Here is a 13,261-nt window from a genome sequence, read left to right as displayed (position 1 = left end):
TCTGCTGTTAGATTATATATTCAGTTCGCGCGGTTCTGGATCTCCACCACCTCATGGGGCGCCGCTTCGGGGTCTGCCTTATGGAAGAATCGGTACACTTCCTCCGCAGATGCCTGATTCATCGACGGGCATTTCGCCAGCTCTTCGACGCTCGCGTCGCGGACGGCCTCAAAGGTCTTGAATTCGCGCATCAGCGCCAGTCTCCGCTTCGGCCCGATGCCCGGAATGTCGTCCAGAACCGAATGGACCTGCTCTTTTCCGCGCAGGCTCCGGTGATACTCGATGGCAAAACGGTGCGCCTCGTCCTGAATCCGGGTCACCAGTTTAAATCCCTCAGAATGAGTATCGATCGGAATCTCCACATTATTATAATAGATTCCGCGCGTTCTGTGTCGGTCATCCTTCACCATGCCGCAGACCGGGATCGATAAATTCAGATCGTTCAGCACCTCCAGCGCAATATTGACCTGACCGCGGCCGCCGTCCATCATCAGAAGATCCGGAAAACGCGTGAAGCTTCCGGAAGCGACATCGCCGTTTTTTTTGCGGATCTCCTCCGCCTCGTCGATGCCGTGCTGAAAACGTCTCGTCAGAACTTCGCGCATGGATGCGTAATCATTCGGTCCCTGCACCGTGCGGATTCTGAATTTCCGGTAGTCGTTGCGCTTCGGCTTTCCGTTCTCAAAGACAACCATGGATCCTACGGATTCAAAACCGCTGATGTTGGAGATATCGAACGCCTCCATCCGGTGAAGTCCCGACAGCCCGATCCACTCGCCGATCTGGTTCATGGCGCCGATGGTCCGGAGTTCCTCGCGCTTGATCTTCTCGCTGTCCTGATCCAGAACCATGCGGGCGTTTTTCTTTGCCAGCGCCACCATTTTCTCCTTGTCGCCCTTCTGCGGCACCACGATCCGCACCTTCTGCCCCCGCCGTGCACTCAGGTAGGCCTCGATCGTCTCCTGATCCTCGATGGGCTGCTCAATCCAGACTTCATGCGGGATGAACGGCGTTCCGGAATAATACTGCTTCACGAAACTCGAAAGAATCTGCCCGTTGTCCTGCACGTCCGAGACGGTCAGATGGAAATGGTCCCGGCCGATCATTCTTCCATCCCGGATAAAGAACACCTGCACAACCGCATCCAGATCTTCCTTCGCCATCGCGATGATGTCGCGGTCGTCCATGCTCTGGCTGGTAATCTTCTGCCTCTGTTCCACCGCCTGCACGCTGTGGAGCAGTTCCCGGTACTCGATGGCCTTCTCAAATTCCAGATTATCGCTGGCTTCCATCATCCGCTGCTCAAGTTCCCCCATCACCTTTTCGTATCGACCGCCGAGAAATGCCAGAGCCTCGGCAACCTTTTCCCCGTATTTCTCTTTTGAAATCCGGTTCATGCACGGCGCGTCGCACTGCTGAAGGTGGTAATACAGACACTCCCGCCCTTTTCCGATATCCTCCGGAAGCCGACGGCTGCAGTTGCGGATGTGATAGAGCTTATGAATCAGGTCAATGGTGTCTTTCACCGCCGTCGAATCCGTGAAGGGTCCGAAATATTTCGCGCCGTCCCGCAGCATGCGGCGGGAAAAGAGAACCCGAGGGTATTCTTCATTGACCGTCACCTTCACATAAGGATAAGTCTTGTCATCTTTGAGCATCGTGTTGTACTTCGGCCGATGTTCCTTGATCAGATTATTTTCCAGAATCAGAGCTTCAAGCTCCGAATCGGTCACAATATACTCAAAATACCAGATCAGCTGAACCATCCGGGTGATCTGCGGCCCGCGGTTCACGATCTTCCGGAAATACGACCGTACGCGGTTGTAAAGATTCACCGCCTTGCCGACGTAGAGAATCTTGTCCGTCTCGTCGTGCATGATATAAACGCCCGGCTGTTTCGGGAGCTTCTTCAATTCCTCTTCCAGAACAAATCCCGGTTTAAATGCCATGTTTCCCTGTCTTTCTATTCCGCTGATTCCTTCGCCAACTCATCCCGCAGAGCCGTCCGCGGCTGCGCCGCTGTCTCCGGCTTCAGCGCCGGCTGACGCATCCGTATGCCCCCTCAGCCGCGTGAGCGCATGTGCGGCGCATCAAAATGCTGCTGCAAAAGGATATATTTGCGGATCGCATCCAGCTGTTCCTCGACTCCTAATCCGGTGTATTCCAGATCCAGCGCCGCGCACATGGCGACAACCTCCCGCTCCCCCACGATTCCGCTCATCTTCCGGAGAAGCGCAAGTTTCTCTTCCACATCCGCCGCATCCAGAAAATCATAAAACAGCGGATTGAGCGGCCGGCTCTCTTCCGGTGCGGGCCGAACCGGCTCCCGGTTCGGCTGCCTTTCCGCTGCAAGGTATTCAGCAGAAACCGCCGTATTCCGTTTGGTCGCAGAACTTACCGCCTCTGTTTTCGGAGCGACCGTCCGGCGCTCGGTCACATAGTTTGCCCTCCCGATAATCTCATTACGGTTCGAGACCACCGGAATTTTTGCCCCAACAAAACGTCCCCGTTTCTCCCAGATGTCTCCGCGGGTGTCCGCCGTGCCCCTGACGGCCATTTCGTTTCCTGTATTCGTTCCGTCCTTTGTGTCCGCTGTCGTCCGGGCTGCTGTCGTCTTAACCGCGGCCGTCTGTGCTGCTGCCGTCTGAGCCGCCGTCGTCTGTGCTGCTGTCTGTGCCGCTGTCGTTCTTTTTTCTTCGGATCCGACACTGCGGTTCGTTAAACCAGCTGATGCTGCGAAACCGGAAGCCGCATTTCCGGATTCTTCTCCGGCATACTCACCGACAGCGCCGTTCGGCACCTCCGCCACCCGCTCAAACCGCCAGTGCTGTTTCACCTCCGGATACTTTTTCCGGTCAACCGGACTCATAAACATATCAAGGGGTCTCACGTACACTCCGAAGTCGTCGTATAAGGCCTGGTAGACGACCATCTTTTCCCTGCTCTCCGAATGTGTCGCCACCGCAATAATCTGATAATACTTGTTCTTAAAATGGCGGTAACGCTCGCCCGGTTTCGGCCATTCGCGCATCGTCTGCCTCCTGTCTCTGACGTGTTTTTCGTCTCTAAATGTCAAATATTCCCCCGGGGCCGACGGCCTCGGGAGAATACGTAATGTTGCCTCATGGATTACCGGTTCTGATCCGGTGTCTCTTCATTTTCCGCGTGCTCTGCGTGATCTGTTCCGTGTTCTGCGCCGGACTCCTCCGCCGCATTTTCCTCCGCTGTGCCCGTCTCTGTCACATGGGATTCCTCTGCCGTCTCAGTTACGCCGGATTCTGCCGGTCTTTCCTCTGCATTCTTTTCCTCTGCATGCCCGGAAGCTTCTTCCGTGAACTCCGGCTCCGCCTGCGCAGTCTCTTCCGGATGCATTTCCGTTTCCTCGCCGGTCTTATCATCCGACGAAGATTCTTCTGCCTCCACAGCTTCCGCATCGTCTGCCGCAGCACTCCACTTCAGGCGGTTCGCTTCCGCCGCCTCATGTTCGGCCTGCATCTCCCGCAGAACCTCGCCGGCTTCCTGCTGACGCGGAGTCATATCGGAATCTTCTTCCGGCTGCTCCGCCTCGTCTCCGGTTCCCTCCACCTGATGAAGGATCTTCATGAATTCCTTGCCGGTGATGGTCTCTTTCTCGATCAGGTGCGCCGCGATCTTGTCCAGTGCTTCCCGGTGATCACCGAGAATCTGCTTTGCTTCCGCATAACACTCTTTCAGAATCCGGATAACTTCCTTATCGATCTCCGCCGCTGTCGCGTCACTGCAGTTCAGCTGCGACCGTCCGGACAGATACTGGTTTTCAATCGTCTCAAGACCAATCAGTCCGAACTTCTCGGACATTCCGTAGCGGGTTACCATCTGACGGGCCACACTGGTCGCCTTCTCGATATCATTGGCCGCGCCGGTTGTCACACTGCCGAACACCACTTCCTCTGCGGCGCGTCCGCCCAGAAAGCCGACCAGCATCGCGTGAAGTTCCTTCTCGGAGTTAAGGTATTTCTCCTCTTCCGGCACCTGCATGACATATCCGAGAGCGCCCATGGTTCTGGGAATGATGGTGATCTTCTGAACCGGCTCCGCATCCTTCTGGATCGCATTGACGAGAGCATGTCCGACCTCGTGATAGGATACGATCCGGCGCTCTTCCTGACTCATGATACGGTCTTTCTTCTCTTTTCCGACGAGAACGACTTCCACCGCCTCAAAGAGATCCTTCTGACAAACCGCCTTTCTTCCGTTCTTGACGGCCATGATCGCCGCCTCGTTGATCATATTGGCGAGATCCGCGCCGACCGCACCGGACGTAGCCAGAGCGATCTCGTTGAAATCCACGGTCTCATCCAGTTTGACGTCTTTTGCGTGAACTTTCAGGATCGATACCCGCCCCTTCAGATCCGGCTTGTCGACGATGACACGGCGGTCAAACCGTCCCGGACGAAGAAGCGCTTTATCCAGAATCTCCGGGCGGTTCGTGGCCGCCAGAACCAGAAGTCCCTTGGACGCATCGAAACCGTCCATCTCGGAGAGCAGCTGGTTCAGCGTCTGCTCGCGCTCATCATTGCCGCCCATGCGGCTGTCTCTGCTCCGGCCGATGGCATCGATCTCATCGATGAAAATAATGCACGGTGCCTGCTGCGCTGCCTGCTTGAAGAGGTCGCGCACACGGGACGCACCGACGCCGACGAACATCTCGACGAACTCGGAGCCGGAAATGGAGAAGAACGGAACTTTCGCCTCTCCGGCAACGGCCTTCGCCAGAAGTGTCTTACCGGTTCCCGGAGGTCCGACAAGAAGGGCACCCTTCGGGAGTTTCGCGCCGATGGTGGTGTACTTCGCCGGATTGTGCAGGAAATCCACAATCTCGGTCAGAGATTCCTTTGCCTCGTCCTCGCCGGCCACATCGGCAAAGGTCACGCCGGTCGCCCGCTGGACATATACTTTGGCGTTGTTCTTGCCGACGTTCATCAGACCGCCGCCACCGCCGACTTTCTTCATCATGAAATTGAAGAGGAACATCATGACCGCAATCGGAAGAATCCACTCGATCAGCATACTGATGATGCTCATGGTCGGATCCACCGCCTGCTGCTCATAGCGCGCCACGCCGGAATCACTTAACGTCTGTTCCAGATCCGGATCGTACATCGGCACGGTATAATATTCCATGCCAAGGATTCCGCCCTCACTCAGTTCGGAACTCTTGCTGTTCTTCGAGTCCTCTTTCGGTGTGATCGTGATCTTGGAATTGCTGACCACAACCGATTCGATCTCGCCGTCCTTCAGCATCTGCTTGAACTGGCTGTAAGGAATCATCTCCGAACGGCTCTGCTGCCACCAGCTGTGCATCGCTCCGACAATGAAAAGAGTAAATACCAGGGTGACGATGAGAGCCGTGTAATTCTGTTTTTTCTTCGGATCCCGTCCCCCGCGGTTGTTCTGATTATTCTCGTCCATATCTTATTCTCCAGGATCGGACGCGAGCCGGATTTGTCCAAAATCGCGTCGGATCCGCTTAATTAATTCGAAAAAGTCTGCTTTCTAATCCTGTCAGCTTCGCCGATTTCACGGTTAGCTGCATGAAATAGATTATAGCAAACTGATTTCGTACAATCAATCGAAATCTATGCTATACTTGCGGGAAGAAAGGAGCCGATTATGGCGAAAAATGAACTCATGCATGTGGAACATCCGTTCCCGGCAATTTACGATAAAGACTCGCGGATTCTGATCCTCGGATCATTTCCGTCCGTGAAATCCCGCGAGGTCAATTTCTTCTACGGACATCCCCGAAACCGCTTCTGGAAGCTCATCTCCCACCTCTGCGGCGAAGCCTGTCCGGAGACGGTTGAGGAGAAGACCGCATTTCTCCACCGGAACCACATCGCGCTGTGGGATTCCATCGCCAGCTGCGATATTCACGCCTCCAGCGACAGTTCCATCAAAAATGCGGTTCCGAACGACCTGACACCGATTCTGGAAAACAGCCGGATTGAGGCGGTCTATACCAACGGCGCCGCCTCCCACCGCTTATATGAGAAATACATCCGGCCGGTTCTCGGGATTCCGGCAACCCGGCTTCCGTCCACAAGTCCGGCCAATGCAGCGGCAAAGTTTGAGGATCTGGCGGAAAGCTGGCGCCGGGTGACCGTTCACCTGAACAGTGATCTGAGCTATCGCCAATGCCGTCTCTGCCCCCGAAACTGCGGCGTGGACCGTTTTAAAAACCGCGGATACTGTCAGAGTCCGGCATACGCCGTCGCGGCAAGAGCAGCTCTCCATCCCTGGGAAGAACCCTGTATCAGCGGTGACCGCGGGAGCGGAACCGTATTCTTTACCGGCTGCACGCTCCGCTGCTGTTTCTGCCAGAATTACAAGATCAGCCAGGAGGGATTCGGAAAACCGATCTCTTCGGGGCGTCTCTCCGAAATTTTTCTTGAACTGCAGGAACAGGGCGCGCACAACATCAATCTGGTCACCGCCGCCATGTATGCGCCCACGGTCCTCGAAGCGCTGGAAGCAGTCCGCGGAAAGCTTACCATCCCGGTCGTCTACAACAGCGGCGGATACGAAAAACCGGAAGTCATCCGGAAACTCGCATCCTACGTTTCCGTCTGGCTTCCGGACCTGAAATACTACTCCCCGGAGCTTGCACAAAAATACTCCGGCGCAGAGGACTATTTCGACCGAGCTTCCGAAGCGATCCGCACCATGATCGAGGCCGCCGGGCCCCCCGTCTTCGATGAGAACGGTCTTCTTATCCGGGGCGTAATCATCCGGCATATGGTGCTTCCGTCCCACCGGGACGACTCGATCCGCCTTCTGAAATGGATTTCCGATCATCTTCCGAAAGGCGGTTATCTCATCAGCATCATGAGTCAGTACACGCCGTTCTACCACAGCGCCGATTATAAAGAGATCAGCCGCCGGCTCACTTCCTTCGAATACAACCGCGTCATCGACGCCGCCATCGATCTGGGACTGACCGAGGGCTTTATGCAGGAAAAGAGCAGCGCGAAAGAAGAATACACGCCGCCCTTTGAACTGGAAGGGATCTGAACCAGAAAATTGTCAGATTGCATAATCAAAATCCTGACGGAGGATCCGCTTCAGGAAACGAACCGTCTTCTCATCCTTCGGATGGCTGAAGATCTCCTGCGGCGATCCTTTCTCGACCACGACGCCTCCTTCCATGTAGACAACTTCTGTCGCCGCCTGCTGCGCAAAACTCATCTCGTGGGTCACAACGATCATCGTTGCTCCCTCTTTTGCGAGATCCTTCATTACATTCAGTACCTCGCCGACCAGCTCCGGATCCAGGGCGCTGGTCGGTTCATCAAAGAGGATCACCTCCGGATTTGCCGCAATCGCTCTCGCGATCCCGACGCGCTGCTGCTGTCCGCCGGAAAGCTGGGACGGATAATAGCCGCACCGGTCGCCGAGGCCAACCCGCTCCAGCGCTTTCTTCGCCGTCTCGATCGCCTGCGCTTTCGGAATCTTCCGGGCGACGATCAGGCCTTCTGTCACATTTTCCAATGCGGTCTTGTTTGCAAAGAGATTATAGTTCTGGAACACGAAGCCGGTCCGTCTGCGAATCTCGCTGACCTCCTTCTTCGACGCGCTCTTCAGGTCCGCGTGAATATCATCAAAATCCACCGTTCCCTGATCGGCCCGCTCCAGATAATTGATGGTCCGGAGAAAGGTTGTCTTGCCGGAGCCGCTGGGTCCGAGGATGACAATGATGTCTCCCTTCTTTATTTCCAGGTCCACACCCTTGAGAATCTCATTGTTCCCGTATGACTTGTGTACATTATGTAATTTCAGCATAGCGGCACCGCCTTTCCTTTTCGTCTGTTACCGGATTTCCTTTTTTCAGTAAAACGCTCACGCGGCAGCCGGTCTCCGGAATGCCGACAACCGTTTCTCCACCGCCCGGAAGAGAAGCTGCACCGCGGTGCAGAGAACAATGTAGAGAATCAGCACCACCAGATAGGCCTCAATATAGTTGTAGCCGAAGGCAGCTTCTTTTTTGGCAATCGCCATGATATCCTGCACGGTCATCATGTACGCCAGCGATGTGCTTTTCAGAACGCTGATGGTTGTGTTGCAGATATTCGGCAGCGCCGCCGTCAGGCCCTGGGGAACAATGATCCGGCGGTACGCCTGCGCCGGTGACAGTCCCACCGAGAGTGCGGCCTCCATCTGACCGGGTCCGATGGAAAACAGTGCCGACCGGAACACTTCCGTCAGAACCGCAGTTGTGTTCAGTGAAAATACGACAAACGCATATACAATCGGATTCATGTCAAAAATGGGGAGATGAAGTCCGAGAATCGTATTAAACATGTGATTCAGCGTGGTCGGCAGAAGGCTGTAAAAGAACAGGATCTGAAGAACGATCGGCGTTCCTCTTACGAAGGAAATGTAGCCGCGAATGAAACGGTTTCCCTTCTCCCCGCCGGCCAAACGCCGGAGGGCAAAGAAGAATGCGATCGGTGAAGACAGGAGCATGGTCACGGCCGTGATGATGAGTGTCGTCGGTATGCCCTTCAGCGATGCCACCAGAGCCTGTACGATAAATTCTGTGTTCAGTTCCATGCTCTTCCCCTCCTGTCTCCGGATGATTTCTCTTCTTTCCTCTCGCCAGAACACTCTCCAGAGTTCCGAACGACTTCTCCAAAATCAGTGTCAGACTCCAATAGATCAGTGCCAGCGCGATATAGACTTCCAGTCCGTACGAACCGTGATTTAAGCCGATCAGCAGCTGCCCCTGTCCCATGACATCGATCATGCCGATGGTGTAAGACAGAGAGCCTTCCTTCATCAGGCTGACCAGCGCGTTGCAGAAATTCGGAAGCGCCACAACCGCGGCCTGCGGAAGAACGATTCTTCGAAATGCCTGAAACTCACTCATTCCGGCGGCCAGCGCTGCCTCGCGCTGGCCCGGGTCGATCGCCTCATAGGAAGCCCGGAACACCTCCGCCATGCTTGCAGAAAAAAGAATTGAAAAGGTGGTGATCACAAAAAACCATTTGCTCGAATCATTGATATTCACACCGAACGATAACATCAGCTCAGGAAGTCCGTAATACACGATGAACAATAATACAATCGATGGGATGCATCGTACGATATAGATATATGCCTGTGCGGCTGCATTGGAAAACTTTCTTTTCCGGATCCGTGCTCTCGCCACAATCAGTCCGATCAGGCCTCCGAAAAAGCACGTTCCAAGCATCGTCCCAAGCGTCACGCCGATATATGGCCAAATATTTGCCAGCGCCGTGAGAATAAATGAAGGATGAAACGGCCTCATCAATGGTCACCTCCCTGTTCTGCTTCCGCATTCTTTTGTGCGGTCCTGATCCCGTTCCGGACCCACTCACCTTTTTCCGGATCACTCCTCTGAACCGCACGTTTTCTGTCCGACAGCGTTCTTACGCCGCCTTTTCTTTTGCCAAAAGCTCCGCTGCCTCTCGTACCCACTGATAATGCTCCACCGGCGTATCGGCCGGAACGGTGCAGTCTGCGCCGAGGATGATTCCGGTTGTGCCGGATTCCTCCAGAATTCTTCTGGTCTCCTCCTGAATCTCCTCCTTTGACCCCTTGTAGAGAATACCGTCCCTTGTATTGTTGAAACCGCCGATCACCGCTCTTCCGCCGAAGAGTTTCTTCGCTTCGCCAAGGCTGATTCCTTCGACGGTTGCCGCATAATTAATCGCCTTCGCCGGATAATCGATGTAAGTTGTCAGGTCATTGACCGCGCCTTCATAACCGCAGATATGGAGAATGTTGTAATCGCCGACCGCATTTGCGGCCTCCAGCACTTCCAGCTCGCTCGGTGCGATCAGTTCCTGATACTCCTCCTTGGAAAGTCCCGCTCCCTGAATATTCTGGAAGCTGAAGTAAATGCCGTCTGCGCCGCCTTCACGGATCACTGCCGTTGCCAGTTTCTTCACATCCTTTGCAATCTCGCTGAGGGCGATCCGCACTGCTTCCGGATCCTCCTTCAGAAACTCGTTGAACAGTGTTCCCTGGAAGTCATTGCCGGAACCCGGTGCCGCATGATTAAAGTCCAGAAGCCATTTCAGATAAGTTGCCGGAGCGAAGACATTGTAGAATGTCGCCAGTTTGTGATCCAGTTTCCGGTTCACTTCCTTTACCAGGTGAACCTGCTTATCGATCCAGTCCTGCGGATTCGCCGACTTGACGTTTCTCAGATCGGCCGCCGTCTTCACGGCATCCACCGTCGGATTCGGATAACGGAAATATCCGTCGCTCATGATCTTCACGAAATCCGGATGAAAATCATCGAAGAATTTCTGATGACCTGCCAGGTTTCTGGAAAGAATCTTCGGACTGTCCTCATACAGTGCGTCAAATGCGTAATGATACCAGAATCCCACCGGAACTCTCTCTACCGGCTTGTTGTCAAGTGCGTCCAGTACCAGCTGTCTCTTATTCTCTGCCATAATGTTGTCCTCCTCTTCCTGTTCGTTCTGTTGCATTGCCCGTTGTTCATGGATTATCTTGTCAAAATCAGAGCTGATCGCCCTTCTGGTAGCCCTTCGGAACCAGTTCAAACAGATCGTATCCGAAATACTGCTTGGAAAGCTTGGACAGCGTTCCGTCTGCTTTCAGCTTCTCAATCGCCCCGTCGTACGCATCCGCCAGCTCCTGATTGTTCCTGTTAAAGAGCGGCCAGGTCGGAATACCCTCATACGGTACATAGGAAAGCTTGTCAACGTAATCGTGATACTCCCCGTCATCTGCTACGATGTTCGCCTCATAGGAGGTGCGGATCTCAAAATATGCGTCGTATCTTCCCTCGGTTACCCACTGATATGCGTCAGATACCTGAAAGGCATCGGATGCCTCGAGTTTGATCTGCGAATCCGGATGATTCTTGTTAAAATTCTCTACGATGTTGTACTGTGCATTCTGCGGAGCGATCGGAACAAGCTTTCCTCCATCCTTTGCGAAGGCTTCCAGATCTGTGTACTTGTCTTTGTCCTCTGCCCGAAACAGGATGCCGATAACCGATGCGCCGATGTAATTCTTCGGGAAAACGTAGGTCTTCGATCTCGCTTCGGTCCACCAGACACCTTTTGTTCCCACATCGTACTTTCCGGATTCCACTCCGACGAGAAGATCGTCATCGGTGGTCGGTGTGAATTGGAACTCGTACTGCGGAAGAAGTTCATCGACTGCTTTCAGAACCGCCACTTCGTATCCATCAGATCCGCCATCCGGTGTCTGGAAATCATATGGCTTATAGTAATTGGTATGCGCTACCTGAATCGTCTTAACCTCTCCGGAGGCAGGATTCTCACTCTTCACCGTCTCCGCTGCAGCTTCACTTCCCTGCGATGCTGCTTCTGTGACTGCCGTGTTCGTGGCTGCTGTGTTCGTGGCTGCTGTGTTTGCCGTGCTGCTTCCGCAGGCGGCAAGTCCAAGTGTCAATGCTGTCGCAATGCTGAATGCTGCTGTTCTCTTAACGTTTTTCCTCATCGTCCAGTTCCTCCTTTTTCATTTCCCCTGTCTCTTCGGACGTTCATTTTCCATGTTTCCTATCTGTTTAGTAGGTTTATGGATAGGAGATTATCACAATCCATTTCCGGCGTCAACAAAAAAACTATATACACTAATAGTATAACTATAAATCGGATTACTGATATGATCAGGGAAAGTATGGAAACACACTATTTATCACACATTCCAGATCTTTTCATCCTGGTCTTTGGAGATGTTTCACGCATAAACGAAGCAAATCCACTAGGCTCGAGAAAACCAGCCTCAGCACGCTATTTCACTAAGCGGCATAGCCGCTAAATGAAATATGCGTCGCCAAGTGGATTTCCATGGTACGCACTAAGCTCGAAAACACCAGCCTCAGCACGCTATTTCACTAAGCAGCATAGCTGCTAAGTGAAATATGCGTCGCTAAGTGCTCCACCAAAAAGAGGAGACGAGATCACTCGTCTCCCCAAAGTTCAATATATCGATCAAATCTCGGCAGCCTGATCGTCAGGTAACCTCTGGTACCGCCATCTACGATATGTTTATTGATAAGCCGCTCTCTCACAACAGAGTAATTTGCCTTATTGGTCATCAGTTCCTTGATATCACTGGTTTTTCCGGTTTTTGATCTGTATATACAGCGAATCAGTTCTTTTTCTCTCTCTGTGATACTTTTCCATATCAAATCATAGGAATCCCGGAAAAGGATCCGTTCGAAATCCGGCATTAAATCCTCTACGGTGTCATTCTCCTGTTTCCTGAAGTACAGCGATCCCAGGACCTGATATGCATACGCATATCCCTCGGTGATTTCTTCCAGTATTTTTGCTTCTTTATCACTCACTCCAAGAAGCTTTTGATACATAAACACAATATCGTATTTGTTCAGGCTCTTTATTTCCAACGAATCCGCCCGCTTAAAAAAAGAAAGATTCTTTTCCGTGGAAAAAGCTTCAATATTCTGAGACAGACCGGTAACGATCAGATAAACTTTCAATCCCTCCAATACCATGGATGAAACAAGTGATAAGAGTTCTACCATGGCCGGGGTCTTTGAGATATCATCAATCCCGATCAGAACTTTATAATTCTTTTTATTTGCAGTCTCGATCATTTTAACCAACGTCGCTTCCTGCGAATAGTAATCCTCGTTATCGCTCAGCGCCTTTGTAATGTCTACTGCCTGCTTCCCGGAAGCCACAATAACCTTTCCTTCAAGAGACGTGCTTGATTTTACCGTAAGAGAGCTTTTCTTTGAATCAATAAACTCTTCCATACTCAACTTGGAAATCAGTGTCCTTATCCCATCTCCGGAAGAGGACAGTGGATAAACGAGCCACCCATCTTTTTCTTTTAAAGTCCGGAGAACCCTGCTGTATTCAACCGATTTGCCGGAACCTCGCAAGCCAGTGATTTTATATACATATTTGGACGAATTCTCGTCACAGAATGCCTGAATAATTTCATCAGCTACTCCGCTGTCGATATACGCCTTACCTGCCACCCCCGGCGTTCTTGTAAAAGGATCTGTCATCTTCATTTTTATCCCTTGCTTGTTATTATTTTCTTATCTTGTTATCTTTTGTTATTCTTTTGCTGTTTTTGTCATCTTTTGTTATTATTTTATCTCGTTTGTTATCATTTTTTAAATCGCATATTCCCCTCATGCGAGGGGAGACGAGATATCGCCACTGACCGCCGCCGATCTACACGATTTCAATCCACTCCCCTCATGCGAGGGGAGACG

The 13,261-nt window shown here is 52.6% G+C and carries 8 protein-coding genes and 3 pseudogenes; 2 read left to right on the top strand and 9 right to left on the bottom strand.

Translation table 11 applies throughout. The annotated features are described in order from the left end of the window. Positions 1-20: 20 nt before the first annotated feature. The 3 genes and pseudogenes from uvrC to ftsH form a co-directional block, all read right to left on the bottom strand. The gene (gene uvrC, locus BMW41_RS00205; RefSeq protein WP_074647627.1) at positions 21-1,949 is read right to left on the bottom strand and encodes an excinuclease ABC subunit UvrC; all 1,929 of its coding nucleotides are present in this window, start codon (positions 1,947-1,949) and stop codon (positions 21-23) included. 848 nt (positions 1,950-2,797) lie between these two features. Further along, positions 2,798-3,031, bottom strand: a pseudogene (locus BMW41_RS15270) (DUF1653 domain-containing protein); the annotation flags it as partial. Positions 3,032-3,129: 98 nt separating this feature from the next. Then, positions 3,130-5,451 (bottom strand): ATP-dependent zinc metalloprotease FtsH, encoded by a 2,322-nt coding sequence (gene ftsH, locus BMW41_RS00195; protein ID WP_083378694.1) that lies wholly within the window; start codon positions 5,449-5,451, stop codon positions 3,130-3,132. A gap of 201 nt (positions 5,452-5,652) precedes the next feature. Between ftsH and BMW41_RS15265 the strand changes: the two are divergent. Both BMW41_RS15265 and BMW41_RS15145 read left to right on the top strand, forming a co-directional pair. Continuing rightward, positions 5,653-6,120 (top strand): annotated as a pseudogene (locus BMW41_RS15265) (DNA-deoxyinosine glycosylase); the annotation flags it as partial. Positions 6,121-6,138: 18 nt separating this feature from the next. Then, positions 6,139-7,053 carry a radical SAM protein gene (locus tag BMW41_RS15145; RefSeq protein WP_074647855.1) on the top strand — a complete coding sequence of 305 codons (915 nt, stop codon included), beginning with the start codon at positions 6,139-6,141 and terminating at the stop codon, positions 7,051-7,053. A 12-nt stretch (positions 7,054-7,065) separates the two neighbouring features. Here the strand turns inward: BMW41_RS15145 and BMW41_RS00180 are convergent, their stop codons facing one another. The 6 genes and pseudogenes from BMW41_RS00180 to BMW41_RS00155 all read right to left on the bottom strand — a co-directional run bounded on the left by BMW41_RS00180 (position 7,066) and on the right by BMW41_RS00155 (position 13,054). Next, positions 7,066-7,821, bottom strand: a complete 756-nt coding sequence (locus BMW41_RS00180) for an amino acid ABC transporter ATP-binding protein (protein WP_074647624.1) — start codon at positions 7,819-7,821, stop codon at positions 7,066-7,068. Positions 7,822-7,878: 57 nt separating this feature from the next. Continuing rightward, positions 7,879-8,505 (bottom strand): amino acid ABC transporter permease, encoded by a 627-nt coding sequence (locus tag BMW41_RS00175; RefSeq protein ID WP_242870177.1) that lies wholly within the window; start codon positions 8,503-8,505, stop codon positions 7,879-7,881. Positions 8,506-8,683: 178 nt separating this feature from the next. Continuing rightward, positions 8,684-9,310, bottom strand: a pseudogene (locus BMW41_RS14830) (amino acid ABC transporter permease); the annotation flags it as partial. Positions 9,311-9,431: 121 nt separating this feature from the next. Further along, complete coding sequence (locus BMW41_RS00165) at positions 9,432-10,466, bottom strand: uroporphyrinogen decarboxylase family protein (RefSeq protein ID WP_074647620.1); 1,035 nt, start codon at positions 10,464-10,466, stop codon at positions 9,432-9,434. A gap of 67 nt (positions 10,467-10,533) precedes the next feature. Continuing rightward, on the bottom strand, positions 10,534-11,505 hold the full coding sequence (locus BMW41_RS00160; RefSeq protein ID WP_074647617.1) for a transporter substrate-binding domain-containing protein: 972 nt from the start codon (positions 11,503-11,505) through the stop codon (positions 10,534-10,536). 463 nt (positions 11,506-11,968) lie between these two features. Continuing rightward, a complete protein-coding gene (locus BMW41_RS00155; RefSeq protein WP_074647614.1) occupies positions 11,969-13,054 on the bottom strand; it encodes a hypothetical protein in 1,086 nt (361 codons plus the stop codon). Positions 13,055-13,261 lie beyond the last annotated feature (207 nt).

Source organism: [Clostridium] aminophilum, assembly GCF_900101295.1.
Classification (GTDB): domain Bacteria; phylum Bacillota; class Clostridia; order Lachnospirales; family Lachnospiraceae; genus Clostridium_R; species Clostridium_R aminophilum_A.
Note: the sequence above shows the minus strand (reverse complement) of the source record. Positions and strands in the feature narration are given on the sequence as shown.